Below are 14,858 nucleotides of genomic sequence, written 5' to 3' on the forward strand. Positions count from 1 at the left end.
CTCAAATCCCTCGACGGCAACGGTGCGCGAGTCTCCGTGCGCGGCGCAGGGAGCTGCGATCTGTTGCACCCGGGGGGGTCATGAGACTTGCACTGTTCATCACCGTCGGCTGCGCGCTCACGTTGGGCGCGTGCTCGAGCGACACGATCGTCGATCGGGTGGCGAGCGAGCATCCGGATCAGTCGTGGAGACCCGCGGACTCACCGGCACTGTCGATGACCGATGCGGAACGCTCGGAGTACATCGCGACCACGGCATCGGCCGCCCTCGCCGACCCCTACCCGGACGTCGACCTGTCGACCGACGAGTGGATCGAGTACGACAACCCTAATTTGCGGAGAGACATGTCCAGCGCGATGCCGCGCGCAGGACGCGAGGCGATGATCGTCTCGATGCTCACGACCTTCGACCCGGACCTCTCTGAGGAGGAGATCCTGATCGCGCTCCGGGCGGGCTGGAGGGTCTGCAACGAGGCGCGATCCGGCACCGACTTTCGGGACGCGTGGGGAGCCGTCTACATGAAGGGCTTCGATGCCGAGATGGACGCCTACGACATCCCCGACGAGGACGCCGCAGCGAAGGAGATGGACCGGATCTACCTCCAGCGAGCCGGGCTCATCAACGCCCACCTGCTCTGTCCCGAGTTCGAGGAGGATGCGCTCAAGAACCTGGAAGAGGCGGGCTAGTCGCCACCACGGAAGCGTGCATCGTCCCCGCCTCCGCTCACGTCACGCGATACGTCACCAGCACCGCCCCCGCCGGGAACCGCCGCTCCGCCACGAGATCGAGATCCAGCCGCAGCCCGTCGGGGAAGACCGGCGTCCCGCCGCCCACGACCACCGGCGCGTACGCGAGCTGGATCTCGTCCACCAGGCCGGCGCGCAGCGCAGCCCCCGCGAGGGTGGGCCCGGCGACCGACAGGTCCAGCTCGGACGACTCCTTGAGCGCCCGCACCTCGTCGGGATCGAAGCGCCGCACGATGCGCGCCCGCGGGATCCCGGGGTCCTCGAGCCCGCTCGAGTACACGATCTTGTCGACGGCGCACCACGCATCGGCGTAGTCGCGCATGTACGGCTCGAGGTCGGGCTCCTTGCGGAAGTCCTCCCACACGCGCATGACCTCGTGGATCCTGCGCCCGTAGAGGAAGGTGCCGGTGCGGCGCGTGAGCTCGGTGAAGTAGTCGTGCAGCTCGACGTCCGGTTCCGACCAGTCGAACTCGCCGCTGGCGTCGTTGACGTACCCGTCGAGCGAGCAGTTCATGGCGTAGATGAGCCGACCCATGGTTCACGGTACGTCGGCGGGACGCGGCACGCGCGGGCGGTCCGCGCATCGTCCTAGGGTGGGGCTATGACCCTCCCCACCCTGACGCTCAACGACGGCCACACGATCCCCGCGCTCGGCTTCGGCACGTATCCCCTCGTGGGCGACGAGGGCGGGCGCGCGGTGCTGTCGGCGCTCGAGCACGGCTACCGCCTGCTCGACTCCGCGACCAACTACGAGAACGAGGGCGTCGTCGGGCGCGCGCTCCGCGACTTCCTGCGCGAGTCCGCCGTGCCGCGTCACGAGATCACGGTGCAGTCGAAGCTGCCGGGTCGCCACCACGCGTACGAGCGCGCGATCGCGTCCGGCGAGGAGTCGCGGGCGAGGCTCGGCGTCGACCGCCTCGACGTGCTCCTCATCCACTGGCCCAACCCGATCACCGGCCTCTACAAGGAGGCGTGGCGCGCGCTGGTCGAGCTGCGCGAGCGCGGCGTGGTGCGGACCATCGGCGTCTCGAACTTCAACGAGCGCCTGCTCGACGAGATCATCGCCGACACCCACGTCGTCCCCGCCATCAACCAGGTGGAGCTGCACCCGTACTTCCCGCAGGTCGACCTGCTCGCGAGGCACAAGGAGCTGGGCATCGTCACCCAGGCGTGGAGCCCGCTCGGCAAGCGTCAGGCGCCGTACGGCGAGCCGGTCGTGGTCGCGGCGGCGGAGCGGCTCGGCGTCACCCCGGCGCAGGTGATCCTGCGTTGGCACCTCGAGCGCGGCACGCTGCCGCTGCCGAAGTCCGCGACGCCGTCGCGCCAGGTCGAGAATCTCGAGGTGTCCTCGTTCGCACTCACCGCCGACGAGGTCGACGCGATCACCGCGCTCGGCCGCGCCGACGGGCGCCTCTTCGACGGCGACCCCGAGACGCACGAGGAGATGTAGCAGGGACGATGCGCGTCACAGGACGTGCATGAAGCCCATCACCGCGGAGGCGGAGGCCGCGAGCGCGAGCGCGAGCGTCGGCAGCATGCTCTCGTTGCGCTGCGAGTGGACCACCGTGGCGGCGCCCATGTCGATCGCGAGGCACGCCGCGGCGATCGCGGTGAGGACGGGCGCGACGCCGGTGGCCAGCGGGAGGATGAGGCCGATCGCGCCGAGGACCTCGGCCACCCCGATCGCCTTGATGCTGCTCGGGCGGAAGTCGTCGGTCCACCCCTGACCCGACGCCCGCAGCTGCTCCTTGGTGCGCAGGAGCTTCATGCCGCCGGCGATGAGGAAGAACACGGCGAGGATCCCGTTGAGGATCCAGAGCGCGGTGATCATGACGTCCCCCTTCCGTCACCTCCAGGCAACCACGCCCGGGCGCGGGGCGCCACCCACCCGGCCGCCGCATCGTCCCTGGCTACGGGACGATGCGCTCAGGCGGCGTCCTGCTCCGCCTCCATGCGCGCGTTGAAGTCGCGCTTGCTCGACTGCCAGCCGCCCTCGTCGAGGCCGGTGCGCCAGTAGCCCGAGATCGAGACCCGCTCGCGCGGAATGCCGAGCGTGTGGAAGAGGTGACGGCGGAGCGGCTTGACCATGTCGGCGTTGCCATGGACGAACGCCTCGACAGCGCCGTCCGGGGCCGGCGCCGCGAGCACGGCGCGCGTGAGGGCCTCTCCGTGGCCGTCACCCGGCCCGCGGTGGACCCAGTGGACCGTGGTGCCGGCGGTGCACGGGAGGGGCTGCTCCTCCGCCGCGGAGGCGACCTCGAGGTAGACCTCGACCCGCGCATCGCCCCTGGTCCGCTTGAGGTGCTCGAGGGCGGCGGCGACGGCGGGGAGAGCGGCCTCGTCTCCCACGAGGAGGTGGAGGTCCGCCGTGGCGCTCGGCGCCCAGGCGCCGCCGGGGCCGACGAAGCTGAGCCTGTCGCCCGGGCGCGCGGACGCGGCCCACGGGCCCGCGAGGCCCGCGTCGCCGTGGATGACGAAGTCGATCGCGAGCTCGCGGGCCGCGCGGTCGAGCGAACGGACCGTGTAGGTGCGGGTGACGTCGCCGAAGCGCAGCTTGACGTAGTGGTCGGTGAAGGTGAGGTCCGGGAGCTCGTCGAGGTCGTCTCCGGTGAGGACCACGCGGACCATGCTCGGGGCGAGGCGCTCGGTGCGGCGGACCTCGAGGGTGCGGACGGGACGGCTGGGGCGGCCTTCCGGCTGGCCGGGGCGGGGACTTGCCATGCGCCCATCCTCGCGCGCCCGCCGACGTTCTCCACACCCCGCATCCGATTTGTCGGGATTGTCAGACCCCGGTGATGAGATGGATCCATGGATGCCTCGTACCTGTTCGATGCCGGCCCCGGTGGCGCTGCTGCCGGGATCGACGCGTTCGGGCGTGCGTGCAGGGAGGCGCGGGCGGCGGTGGGGACGATGCGTGGGCTGGCCGCGTTGGGTGACGCCGGGGCTGCGGTCGCGAGGCTGGGGGACGCGGCGCAGCTGGCCCGTGAGGTCGACATGGTGCTGGCGCGTACGGCACGGGATATCGAGACCGGATCGGATGTGCCCGGCGGTGGGGTCGCGAAGCAGCACGGTCATCGATCCGCGGCGGATCTGGTCGCCGCGACGATGGGCACCACCCGCGCCGAGGCGTTCCGGCTCATCGAGGTCGGGCGGGCGCTCGAGGAGATCGAGGGCGGCGGGCCCGGGCCCGACGACCCCGAGGACGATCCGGACGACGCAGGCGACCCGGACAACAACCCGGACGACGATCCGGACGACGATCCGCCGCCGGCGCCCCAGCCGAAGCCCAAGCCTCAGCCGCGCTACCGTGCGGTCGCCGCGGCCCTGGACACCGGTGAGATCTCCGCCGACTGCGGCGCCCAGATCATCACCATGCTCGACTCCCTCAGCCCGGACGTGCCTGCTGAGTTCAAGCAGGACGCCGCCGCCCAGCTGGTCGAGCGTGCCACGGGGTTGGACGCGACCCGTTTCGCCCGTGTCGTGGGGCGGTTCAAGGCGGCCCTCGACGTCGAGCAGCACGAACGCAACCTCACGCGCATGCGCACGCGACGCCACCTGCGGATCTACGAGAACCGTGCCGGGATGCTGGTGCTGAACGGCGAGCTCGACCTCGAGACCGCCGCCCCCGTGCGCGCCGCGTTGGACAAGCTCGTCGGCGATGCGATGCGCGCCAGCCGCGACATCCCCGGCCTGGACGGGCGCACCACCGACCAGATGCGCGCCGACGCGCTGGCCGACCTCGCCCGCCACGCCCTGGGCTGTGAGACCACGACCGCGTTGTTCGGCACCACCACCGTCGTCGTGCGCGCCACCGCCACCGACCTGCAGCACGGCACCGGATTGGGTGAGGTCGACGGCTGCACGCAGCCCATCGGCATGACCACCGTGCACCGCATGATCACCTCCGGCATCCTCGTCCCCGCGCTGGTGGGCGACAACGGCGAGGTCCTCAACCTCGGACGACGCCAGTACCCCTTCTCACGCGCGCAACGCGTCGCCCTCGGCGAACGCGACGGCGGGTGCGCGTTCTGTGGAGCCCCTCCGGCGTGGTGCGAGGCCCACCACATCGTCTACTGGTCCCGCGGCGGCCGGACCGACCTCGCCAACGGCGTCCTCTTGTGCTCCCACTGCCACCACGTCATCCACGACCAGGGCTGGCAGATCCGCGCCACCGACACCGAGATCTGGTTCATCCCACCCGCATCCGTCGACGCCTCGAGAACACCCCGCCAAGGCGGACGCGCCAGATTCGGCACGCCCCGTCCCTGGAACACCACCCGCACCGGCGACAACAGACCCGCGGCCGGATCCGAAGCGCCCGCGCACAGACGCGACGCCGCCTGACCCGGGACGTCGCGGCCCCCGACGCGATCAGGCACGCCCCGCGGCACCCTCGCGGACCCGTCGCTTCCCCGGCCTCCGCACCGACCTCGACGCACCTCCGGACCAGGGCCGACACCGCGCCAAGGGTCCCGGGCGGTGACACCCTGCGTCGATAGGATGGAAGCACCGACGAAGCCGTCCCCCTCCCCACGAAGGAACCCCATGCGCGACACGTACGCGAGGGCCGAGAAGATCGTCTCGACCCTCTCCACCGACGACAAGATCCGCCTGGTCTCGGGCCGGGACGCCTGGACCACCGAGCCCGTCGACGAGCACGGGGTCCCGTCGATCATGGTGACCGACGGCCCCCACGGCGTGCGCAAGGAGAAGTCCACCGGCGAGCACATCGACATCGCCCACGCCGTGCCCGCCACCTGCTTCCCCACCGCCGTCACGCTCGGCTCCACGTGGGACCCCGACCTCATCGAGGAGGTCGGCGCCGCCCTGGGCCGCGAGAGCCGCGCGAACGACGTCAGCGTCCTGCTCGGCCCCGGCCTCAACATCAAGCGCCACCCCGCCGGCGGCCGCAACTTCGAGTACTTCTCCGAGGACCCCTTCCTCTCGGGCAAGATGGCGGCCGCGATGGTCCGCGGCATCCAGTCCCAGGGCGTCGGCGCGTGCCTCAAGCACTACGCGGCCAACAACCAGGAGTTCTTCCGGATGTCGGTCGACACCGTCGTCGACGACCGGACCCTCCGCGAGGTCTACCTGTCCGGCTTCGAGATCGCGGTCAAGGAGTCGCAGCCCTGGACCGTGATGTGCTCGTACAACAAGGTCAACGGCGAGCACGCGGACATCAACCGCGGCCTCCTCACCGACATCCTCCGCGACGAGTGGGGCTTCGACGGCCTCGTGATGTCGGACTGGTACGCCGTCTCGGACCGTGCACTCGGCATCTGCGCCGGCCTCGACCTCGAGATGCCGGGCAGCAGCGGCGCCTGGGACCCGCAGGTCAAGGACGCCCACGCGTCGGGCCTGCTCACCACGGCCGAGCTCGACCTCGCCGCGACCCGCGTCATCGACCTCGCCCTGCGCGCCCAGAACGACACCGGCTCCTCGCAGGTGGACCCTGCCGCCCACCACGAGCTCGCCCGCCGCGCCGCGGCCGCCGGCACCGTGCTCCTCACCAACGACGGCATCCTCCCGCTCGAGCGCACCGGCAGCATCGCGGTGGTCGGCTCCTTCGCGAAGAAGCCCCGCTACCAGGGCGCCGGCTCCTCGCTCGTGACGCCGACGCAGGTCGACACCTTCATCGAGGCCCTGCGCGCCTCGGTGGGCGACGCCGCCACCGTCCACTACGCCCAGGGCTACGACGCCACCACGGGCGAGACCGAGGAGGCGCTCCTCGCCGAGGTGCGCGACGCGGCCCGCAAGGCCGACGCCGTCATCGTGCTCGCGGGCCTGCCCGACTCGTACGAGTCCGAGGGCTTCGACCGCGAGCACCTCCGCCTCCCCGACGGCCACATCGCGACCATCGCGACGGCCGCCGAGGCGAACGACCGCACCGTGGTCGCGCTGCTCAACGGCGCCCCGGTCGAGATGCCGTGGTCGGACGGCCCCGCCGCGATCGTCGAGGCCTACCTCGGCGGCCAGGCCGGCGGCGCCGCGCTCGCCGACGTCATCCTCGGCGACGTCGCCCCGGGCGGCCGCCTCGCGGAGTCGTTCCCGGTCTCCGCGTCCGACGTGCCCGCGGACCGCGACTTCGCCCGCCACCCCAAGCAGGTCCAGTACCGCGAGGGCCTCTACGTCGGCTACCGGTTCCACGACTCCGCCGGCGTGCCCGCCCGCTTCCCGTTCGGCCACGGCCTCACCTACACGGCCTTCGACCAGACCGGCCTCACCGTCCGCAAGACGAAGGACGGCTACTCGGTCACCGTCACCGTGACGAACGTCGGCCCGCGCGCCGGCTCCGAGGTGGTGCAGGTCTACGTGCGCGACCCCGAGTCGATCGCGTACCGCCCCGAGAAGGAGCTCAAGGGCTTCGCCAAGGTCCACCTCGAGCCCGGCACCTCGCAGAAGGTGACGATCCGCCTCGACCGCCGCGCCTTCGCGGTGTGGGACATCCGTGCCCAGGAGTGGCGCGTCGAGCCCGGCGCCTTCGAGATCCTGGTCGGCGCATCGTCCACCGACATCCGCGGCCGCCGCACGGTCACGGTCGCCGAGGGCGAGGCCGTGTTCCCGTCGCACGGCCCGTCCGCGTTCGTCGCCACCGACGACGAGTTCCGCACGATGCTCGGCAACGAGATCCCCGAGGTGCCCGGCGTGCTGCCGTTCCACCGCGACTCGACCACCGCCGACCTCCACGAGACCGCCACCGGCCGCGCCGTCGCCCCGATGATGACCCAGCAGGCGGGCAAGCCGTTCGACTGGGAAGGCGCCGACCCGACCACCAAGCGCATGTTCGAGGCCTTCGTGAAGAGCGCGCCGCTGCGCCAGGTCGCGATGTCGAGCGAGGGCAAGATGTCGTTTGCGAGCCTCGACCGCCTCATCCGGCTCCTCAACCTCACCTCCGCCAAGGCCTGGCGCGAGCGCGGCTAGCCCGACCTGAGCGCCTCCGTCCGGCTCCCCCTTGGAGCCGGGCGGGGGCGAGCCGCCCGCGCATCCCCGGCCCCAAGGGGGCAGGATGGGTCACGTGGCGCCCCCGGCGACGGCGGGCGGCGCGCTACCAGGGGAGGCGTCATGACCACCACGAGCACCACGTCCCGCGAGCCGATGACTCGGGGGGACCTGGCCCGGTGGGTGTTCTGGCCGTCGGCCATCCTCATCCTCGGCTTCGCCGCCTTCGCGATCATCGCGCCCGGCGTGGCGGAGAGCCTCTTCGACACCATCCAGAGCGACATCATCAACGCCTTCGGGTGGTACTACGTCCTCATCGCGGCCTTCTTCGTCGTGGTGACGCTGTACATCGGCTTCAGCCGCTACGGCGACATCACGCTCGGCAAGGACGGCGAGGAGCCGGCCTTCAGCAAGTTCTCCTGGTACGCGCTCCTGTTCGCCGCCGGCATGGGCATCGGCCTCGTGTTCTACGGCGTCTCCGAGCCGCTCGCGCACTACGCGGACCCCCGCCCCGGCGTCACCGGCAGCGAGACCCAGCTCGCGCAGTCCGCGATGTCGCAGACCTTCCTCCACTGGGGCCTGCACGCCTGGTCGATCTACATCGTGGTGGGCCTCGCGATCGCGTACGCGGTCCACCGGCGCGGCCGCCCCGTCTCGATCCGCTGGTCGCTCGAGCCGCTGCTCGGCAAGCACGTCGAGGGCCGGTGGGGCAACGTCATCGACATCACGGCGGTGCTCGGCACGCTGTTCGGCATCGCGACCTCGCTCGGCCTCGGCGTCCTGCAGATCTCCGCGGGCCTGTCCTCCGCGGGCATCGCGGAGCCCACGACCACCACCCAGGTGGTGCTGATCGTCATCATCACGATCATCACGCTCTTCTCGCTGCTCACCGGCCTCGCGCGCGGCATGAAGTGGCTGTCGAACATCAACCTCACGCTCGCCGCGGTCCTGCTGATCTACGTGCTCTTCTCCGGGCCCACGCTCTTCCTGCTGCGGGAGTTCGTGCAGTCGATCGGCAACTACATCCAGAACTTCGTGGGCCTGAGCTTCAACGTCTCGGCCTACGCGGGCGACGCGGGCGCCGCCTGGCAGGCCAGCTGGACCACCTTCTACTGGGGCTGGTGGATCTCGTGGGCGCCCTTCGTGGGCATCTTCATCGCCCGCGTGTCCAAGGGCCGCACCGTCCGCGAGTTCGTGTGGGGCGTGCTCCTCGTCCCGGCCATGATCACGTTCCTGTGGTTCGCCGTCATGGGTGGAACCGCGCTCTACCAGGAGCTGTTCGGCGGCGGCGGGCTGATCGCCGCCGACGGCTCCATCAACTACGAGGGCGCCCTGTTCGACATGCTCGCGAACCTTCCAGGGGGCTCCATCGCGAGCCTCGGCGCGATCCTGCTCGTCGGCATCTTCTTCGTCACCTCGTCGGACTCCGGCAGCTTCGTGCTGTCGATGCTCACGTCCGGCGGCAAGGAGACGCCGGCACGCTGGGTGCGCGTCTTCTGGGCGTGCACCACCGCCGCCGTCGCGATCGCGCTGCTCCTCTCGGGCGGCCTCACCGCCCTCCAGACCGCGGCGATCATCACCGCCCTGCCCTTCAGCTTCGTGATGATCGGCATGGTCATCTCGCTGTTCCGCGCCTTCGACCGCGAGCATCGTGCCTACCTGCGCACCACACGGCAGCAGTTCGTCGAGCACATCGCCGACACGTACGGCCTCGAGCCGTCCACCACCGAGATCTCCCAGCCCCGCCTCCGCATGGGGTGGAGAAGGCGCCGGAGGGACGATGCGACGGCCCAGCAGCAGTCGGCGGCCGGCTCCGCCGCGGGGATGGCGGCGGGCGCGGCGACCGGAGCCTCCCCGGGGGCCGGCCCCGCCGAGCCCGCGGCGGCCCCCGCCGAGTCGCCACCGGAGTCCGCCCCCCACTACGAGTCGCTCGACACCGACAGCATCGCGATCGCCCATCGGGACACCGAGGAGGCCGCGAGCGCGGAGGCCCCGCCGGAGCCCGGGCCCGACGAGGACAAGGGCGCCTGAGCTCGGCGTCCCCGGGGCGAGCCCCGCGGCTCCTCCGCGCGCGCAGCGGTCAACGGTCCCTGCCGCCCGGGGTTAGAGTCGCAGGCATGAACGCCCGCACGCCCTTCCTCGTCCATGGCACGCGACCACTGCTCCGCACGGTCATGTCGGTCCGTGGCGGGTGGGCGCTGATGTCGGACGGCGACTCGATGGTCGCGTGGCGCGTGGGCGCGGACGCGGCGGCGCTGCTCGTGGTCGGCGCGCAGGTCGCCGACCACGGCGACGGACGATGCACGACGCCCGGCGGCACGGTCTCCTACCGGGAGGCCGACGAGGAGGGCGACATGGCGGCCCGGGCCTCCGCGCGCGGCGTGACCCGCGCATCGTTCGCCCTCGCGGCCTGAGCGCCTCGCCCTGATCCCGGTCTACGCGGGCTCGGACGCGGTCAGCACGCAGATCTCGACCGCGCCCTCGGGACCGTCCGGGCCCTCGCGCGGCATGTCGAGGTAGAGCTCGTACCAGCAGGCGTAGTCCTCGCCGGTGGTGGTGTGCGCGGACGCCGCCGCGACCCCCTCCTGCGCCCACGAGTCCATGAGCGCGCGGGTGACGGCGCCGATCTCCGCGTACGGGCCGTCGTGCCGCGCCACCGAGTACTCGCCCGCGGGCAGGATGTCCGGCTCGATGGGCGACCCCTCGAGGTCGGCGGCGTCGACGAGGTGCCCGACCTCGATCGAGAAGGTCGCGTCCGGGCGGGCCGAGACGTAGCGGATGACGCCGCCGCGCGGGGCGATCCCCCGGGAGGCCAGCAGCGCCGCCACCCGGTCGAACTCCTCGCCGACCACGCGGGGCATCTGCTCGACCGTCACCTCCATCGGCATCGCGACGTAGGCGCGGGCGGGCAGGTGCTCGAGGCTGCTCATCATCGGTACTCCGGGTTGGGGTGGTCGAAGCGTGCGCCGGCATCCCACTCGCGGCGCGAGTTGCCGCCGGCGGGGAAGCCGCCGCCGTCCTTGAGCCAGCGCGCGGCGTGCATGAGGTTCCACGCCATGAACGTCGTGTTGCGCTGCGTGAAGTCGTTCTCGGGGCCGCCCGAGTCCTCGTCGAGGTACGACGGCCCGGGCCCCGCCTCGCCGACCCAGGCCGCGTCCGCGTTGGGCGGGATCGTGTAGCCGAGGTGCTGGAGCGAGTAGAGGACGTTCATGGCGACGTGCTTGGCGCCGTCCTCGTTGCCGGTTACCACCACGCCCGCGGCGCGGCCGTAGTAGAGGTACTGGCCGCGGTCGTTGAGGTCGCCCGACAGCCCGTACAGCCGCTCGATGACGCGCGTCGCGACCGACGACTTGTCGCCTAGCCAGATCGGGGTCCCCAGCAGGAGGATGTCCGCGTCGAGGATGCGCGACGCGAGCGCCGGCCAGTCGTCGCGATCCTGTCCGCCGCCCGGGACGTCCTCCCGCATGTCGGGGTAGACGCCCGGCGCGATGACGTGGTCGACCGCACGGATGATGTCGACGGCGACGCCCTGCGCGCGCATCACGGCGATCGCCACCTCGAGGAGGCCCTGCGTGTGCGAGAGGGTGGGCGACGGCTTGAGGGTGCAGTTCACGACCACGGCCGTGAGGTCCGTGAAGCCCGGGGTGCTCATGACTCCGACGCTACGTCAGGCGCGCGGTCCTGTCAGGACGTGCGCAAGGTGCGCGACGCGTGAGCGGGACCGGTCAGCGCACCGTGCCCTCGACGTCGATCGCGTCCGCGCGCAGGGTCGCCTCGTAGCGCTGCTTCTCGCGCGTCACCAGCACGAGCAGGATGCCCCACAGGCCCGCATCGTCCAGGAGCCCGAGAGGGCCGAGGACCAGCTCGGGGATGAGGTCGAGCGGCCACAGCGTGTAGAGGACCGCGCCCGCGCCGGCGACCCACGTCATCGGGGCAAGCCGGTGCTCGCCGTTCTTGACCGCCTTGAGGAATGACCACCACATGACGCCAGTATGCGCCCTCGGTGACCGGGACGGGTCAGGCGACCTCGCGCAGCAGTCCCGTGTGGACGTCGAAGACGAAGCCGCGCACCTGCGACGAGTCGACCAGGAACGGGCTGCGACGCAGGCGCTCCATCGACTGGCGGAGGTCCGCGTCGAGGTCCTTGAAGGACTCGGGGCTCCACGTGGGCTTGAGGCCGGTCTCGTCGAGGAGCTGGTTGCGCAGCTCGTCGTCGGTGAAGGTGAGGGCGCCGCAGTCCGTGTGGTGGACGAGGATGATCTCGCGCGTGCCGAGCTTGCGCTGCGAGATGACGAGGGAGCGGATCATGTCGTCGGTGATGACGCCGCCGGCGTTCCGCATGACGTGCGCGTCGCCGACCTCGAGGCCCAGCATCGCGAACACGTCGAGGCGGGAGTCCATGCACGCGACGACCGCGAGCTGGCGGCGCGGCGGCAGCGGCCGGTCCGGGGTGTACGTGGTCGCGTACACGTCGTTGTTCGCGATGAGCTCGTCGGCGATTCCCATGGGTGCTCCTTCGGGGACGGGGTGCGGGCCCAGCCTAATCTGCCTGTTGCGGTGTCCCGTCGCGGTTGCCACGATGAACCCATGCCCCGCGCCCTCGTCACCGGAGCCGCCCAGGGCCTGGGCTCGGAGATCGCGCGGCGGCTCGTCGGCCTCGGCTACGAGGTCGTCGTGCACGGCCGCGACGCCGCGCGCACCGAGGTCGCGCTCGCTGCGGCGCCCGGGGCCGCCGGCTCCGTCACGGGGCGGCTCGACTCCCTCGCCTCCACGCGGCTGCTGGCGGACGATGCGCGGGGCCGGGGGCCGTACGACGTCATCATCCACAACGCCGCCCTGGGTCCCGACGAGTCGCGTCAGGTGTTCACCGAGGACGGCCTCGACCGCGTCCTCCAGGTCAACGTGGTGGCGCCGTACCTCCTCAGCGCGCTGCTCAACCTGCCCCGCCGCATCGTCTTCGTCGGGTCCGACGCCGCCCGAGCCGGGCGGCCGCTCGTGGACCTCGAGGTGCCGCAGCCGTGGGACGGGCACCAGGTGTACGCGGACTCGAAGCTGCTGCTCACGATGCTCGCCTTCGAGCTCGCGGCGCGGCACACGGACCGCCCGATCAACATCGTGCATCCCGGCTGGGTGCGCACCCGGATGGGAGGACCGCGCGCGACCCTGCCGCTGTCCGACGGAGCCGACACCCCCGTGTGGATGGCGACCTCCGACGAGGCGGTCGCCCGCCGCGGCGGGCAGTACGTGCACAAGCGCCGGGCCGAGGCCGCTCCCCCGGGGGCGCACGATGCGGCGCTGCGGGCCGCTCTCGTCGACCGGTTGGCGGACCTCACCGGCGAGCACCTGCGCTGACGCCCCTAGGATGCCGTCATGACACCGCCCCGCGCCTCGATGTCGGACGTGGCGAGGCTCGCAGGGGTGTCGGGTCAGACCGTGTCGCGCGTCGCCAACGGGTCCCTCAACGTCAGCCCCGAGACCCGCCAGCGGGTGCTCGAGGCCATGGACTCCGTCGGCTACACCCCGAACACCGCCGCCCGGGCCCTGCGCTCGGGAAGCTTCGACACGATCGGCGTGATCGCGCACCGGCTCGCCCGCACGGGCGAGTCGAGCATCGTCGAGGCGGTGGTGCAGGCCGCGCGGGGCGCGGGGCACACCGTCACGCTGCTGGACATCGACTCGACGGAGCACGAGGACGTCGCGGAGGCGGCCTCGCGGCTCTCCCACCAGGCCATCGACGGGCTCATCATCATCCGGGCGGAGATCGAGGACGCCGGCCGGCTCGCGCTGCCCGCGGGCCTGCCGGTCGTCGCGACGGACGCGACCTTCGGCGGGCGGCTGCCCATGGTGGGCGCCGACCACGCGGGCGGGGCGCGCGCCGCCGTCGAGCACCTGCTCGAGCTCGGGCACCCCACCGTCCACCACGTCGCGGGCCCGGAGGACTCGATCCCCGCACGCGCCCGGCTCCTGGCCTGGCGTCAGCTCCTCGAGCAGCGCGGCATCGCGGTGCCCGAGCCGCTGCGCGGCGACTGGAGCGCCGCCTCGGGGCGCGCGGCCGGTGAGGAGCTCCTCACCAGGGACGATGCGACCGCCGTCTTCTGCGCGAACGACGAGATGGCGGCCGGGCTCATGCGCGCGTGGTCCGAGGCAGGCCGGGAGATCCCGAGGGATCTGTCCGTCGTCGGCTTCGACGACATCCCGCTCGCTGGCTACCTCACCCCGCCCCTCACGACTGTGCGTCAGCCGTTCGCGGCCGTGGGCCGGCGGCTCGTCGAGGAGCTGCTCGCCAGGATCGCGGGCACCGTCCCGGCGGCCGCGCTCGAAGGCTCGGGGGAGCCCGCGGAGCTCGTGCCGTGCGAGCTGGTGGTGCGCGGCTCCACGGCCGCACCGCGGGCCTGAGCGGGGGCGTCACTGCTGCTCGCACCGAGCGAAAGTGCAGGTAGATGACGAAAGCCCCCCGACGGTGTCGGGGGGCTTTCGTGAATGATGTGGCCGCGGCGTCCTACTCTCCCACACCCTCGCGAGTGCAGTACCATCGGCGCTGGGAGGCTTAGCTTCCGGGTTCGGAATGGGACCGGGCGTTTCCCTCCCGCTATGGCTGCGGCAACTTTATGGAACTATGTTGGGCGGTGCCCGTAGTTCGGGAACCGCACAGTGGACGCGAGCTTCAGCAGGATATCTTTGTGTGAAGTCAAGTTGTCGGCCTATTAGTACCGGTCAGCTTCAAGAGTCGTTAGTCCTCTCTTCCACATCCGGCCTATCAACCCCATGGTCTATAGGGGGCCTTCCGGACCGTAGTCCGTGGAAACCTCATCTTGAAACGGGCTTCCCGCTTAGATGCTTTCAGCGGTTATCCCTTCCCAACGTAGCCAACCAGCCGTGCTCCTGGCGGAACAACTGGCACACCAGAGGTTGGTCCACCCCGGTCCTCTCGTACTAGGGGCAGCCTTTCTCAAGTTTCCTGCGCGCGCAGCGGATAGGGACCGAACTGTCTCACGACGTTCTAAACCCAGCTCGCGTACCGCTTTAATGGGCGAACAGCCCAACCCTTGGGACCAACTCCAGCCCCAGGATGCGACGAGCCGACATCGAGGTGCCAAACCATGCCGTCGATATGGACTCTTGGGCAGGATCAGCCTGTTATCCCCGGGGTACCTTTTATCCGTTGAGCGCCGG

Annotated in this window: 15 protein-coding genes and 2 rRNA genes; 8 read left to right on the forward strand and 9 right to left on the reverse strand. The window is 71.4% G+C overall.

Annotated features, from left to right (window positions below):
* The first annotated feature begins 80 nt into the window (after window positions 1-80).
* Window positions 81-686, forward strand: coding sequence for a hypothetical protein (locus AOM07_RS03640; RefSeq protein ID WP_062311409.1), 606 nt, complete (start codon window positions 81-83; stop codon window positions 684-686).
* Between the two features lie 37 nt (window positions 687-723).
* On the opposite strand, the gene AOM07_RS03645 is transcribed toward AOM07_RS03640, so the two are convergent.
* On the reverse strand, window positions 724-1,281 hold the full coding sequence (locus AOM07_RS03645) for a dihydrofolate reductase family protein (RefSeq protein WP_062311410.1): 558 nt from the start codon (window positions 1,279-1,281) through the stop codon (window positions 724-726).
* Between the two features lie 66 nt (window positions 1,282-1,347).
* On the opposite strand from AOM07_RS03645, the gene AOM07_RS03650 reads away from it, so the two are divergent.
* Window positions 1,348-2,196 carry an aldo/keto reductase gene (locus tag AOM07_RS03650; RefSeq protein WP_062311411.1) on the forward strand — a complete coding sequence of 283 codons (849 nt, stop codon included), beginning with the start codon at window positions 1,348-1,350 and terminating at the stop codon, window positions 2,194-2,196.
* A 15-nt stretch (window positions 2,197-2,211) separates the two neighbouring features.
* On the opposite strand, the gene AOM07_RS03655 is transcribed toward AOM07_RS03650, so the two are convergent.
* Together AOM07_RS03655 and AOM07_RS03660 are read right to left on the reverse strand one after the other, a co-directional pair.
* Window positions 2,212-2,577 carry a DoxX family protein gene (locus AOM07_RS03655; RefSeq protein WP_062311412.1) on the reverse strand — a complete coding sequence of 122 codons (366 nt, stop codon included), beginning with the start codon at window positions 2,575-2,577 and terminating at the stop codon, window positions 2,212-2,214.
* Between the two features lie 95 nt (window positions 2,578-2,672).
* Entirely contained in the window at window positions 2,673-3,467 is a 795-nt protein-coding gene (locus AOM07_RS03660) for a siderophore-interacting protein (RefSeq protein ID WP_062311413.1), read from the reverse strand.
* Window positions 3,468-3,554: 87 nt separating this feature from the next.
* Here AOM07_RS03660 and AOM07_RS03665 point away from each other — a divergent pair, with 87 nt between their 5' ends.
* The 4 genes from AOM07_RS03665 (at window position 3,555) to AOM07_RS03680 (ending at window position 10,099) form a co-directional block, all read left to right on the forward strand.
* Window positions 3,555-5,090, forward strand: a complete 1,536-nt coding sequence (locus tag AOM07_RS03665; protein WP_084830068.1) for an HNH endonuclease — start codon at window positions 3,555-3,557, stop codon at window positions 5,088-5,090.
* Window positions 5,091-5,291: 201 nt separating this feature from the next.
* Window positions 5,292-7,667, forward strand: a complete 2,376-nt coding sequence (locus AOM07_RS03670) for a glycoside hydrolase family 3 C-terminal domain-containing protein (RefSeq protein ID WP_062311415.1) — start codon at window positions 5,292-5,294, stop codon at window positions 7,665-7,667.
* A 141-nt stretch (window positions 7,668-7,808) separates the two neighbouring features.
* A complete protein-coding gene (locus tag AOM07_RS03675; RefSeq protein WP_062311416.1) occupies window positions 7,809-9,716 on the forward strand; it encodes a BCCT family transporter in 1,908 nt (635 codons plus the stop codon).
* An 86-nt stretch (window positions 9,717-9,802) separates the two neighbouring features.
* Window positions 9,803-10,099, forward strand: a complete 297-nt coding sequence (locus AOM07_RS03680; RefSeq protein WP_062311417.1) for a hypothetical protein — start codon at window positions 9,803-9,805, stop codon at window positions 10,097-10,099.
* Between the two features lie 21 nt (window positions 10,100-10,120).
* On the opposite strand, the gene AOM07_RS03685 is transcribed toward AOM07_RS03680, so the two are convergent.
* The 4 genes from AOM07_RS03685 to AOM07_RS03700 form a co-directional block, all read right to left on the reverse strand.
* Window positions 10,121-10,618 (reverse strand): GyrI-like domain-containing protein, encoded by a 498-nt coding sequence (locus AOM07_RS03685; protein ID WP_062311418.1) that lies wholly within the window; start codon window positions 10,616-10,618, stop codon window positions 10,121-10,123.
* Window positions 10,615-11,337 carry a flavodoxin family protein gene (locus tag AOM07_RS03690; RefSeq protein WP_062311419.1) on the reverse strand — a complete coding sequence of 241 codons (723 nt, stop codon included), beginning with the start codon at window positions 11,335-11,337 and terminating at the stop codon, window positions 10,615-10,617. The genes AOM07_RS03685 and AOM07_RS03690 overlap by 4 nt, the downstream gene beginning before the upstream one ends.
* A 73-nt stretch (window positions 11,338-11,410) precedes the next feature.
* On the reverse strand, window positions 11,411-11,668 hold the full coding sequence (locus AOM07_RS03695) for a DUF1232 domain-containing protein (protein WP_062311420.1): 258 nt from the start codon (window positions 11,666-11,668) through the stop codon (window positions 11,411-11,413).
* A 34-nt stretch (window positions 11,669-11,702) separates the two neighbouring features.
* Window positions 11,703-12,191, reverse strand: a complete 489-nt coding sequence (locus AOM07_RS03700) for a beta-class carbonic anhydrase (RefSeq protein WP_062311421.1) — start codon at window positions 12,189-12,191, stop codon at window positions 11,703-11,705.
* An 81-nt stretch (window positions 12,192-12,272) separates the two neighbouring features.
* On the opposite strand from AOM07_RS03700, the gene AOM07_RS03705 reads away from it, so the two are divergent.
* Together AOM07_RS03705 and AOM07_RS03710 are read left to right on the forward strand one after the other, a co-directional pair.
* Window positions 12,273-13,037 (forward strand): SDR family NAD(P)-dependent oxidoreductase, encoded by a 765-nt coding sequence (locus AOM07_RS03705; protein ID WP_062311422.1) that lies wholly within the window; start codon window positions 12,273-12,275, stop codon window positions 13,035-13,037.
* A gap of 18 nt (window positions 13,038-13,055) precedes the next feature.
* Window positions 13,056-14,081 carry a LacI family DNA-binding transcriptional regulator gene (locus AOM07_RS03710; RefSeq protein ID WP_062311423.1) on the forward strand — a complete coding sequence of 342 codons (1,026 nt, stop codon included), beginning with the start codon at window positions 13,056-13,058 and terminating at the stop codon, window positions 14,079-14,081.
* A 90-nt stretch (window positions 14,082-14,171) separates the two neighbouring features.
* Here AOM07_RS03710 and rrf read toward each other — a convergent pair.
* Together rrf and AOM07_RS03720 are read right to left on the reverse strand one after the other, a co-directional pair.
* Window positions 14,172-14,288 (reverse strand): 5S ribosomal RNA (gene rrf, locus AOM07_RS03715).
* A gap of 81 nt (window positions 14,289-14,369) precedes the next feature.
* Window positions 14,370-14,858: ribosomal RNA gene (locus AOM07_RS03720) — 23S ribosomal RNA — on the reverse strand; the annotation flags it as partial.

Origin of the sequence: Demequina rhizosphaerae (assembly GCF_000971255.1) — a bacterium.
GTDB lineage: Bacteria > Actinomycetota > Actinomycetes > Actinomycetales > Demequinaceae > Demequina > Demequina rhizosphaerae.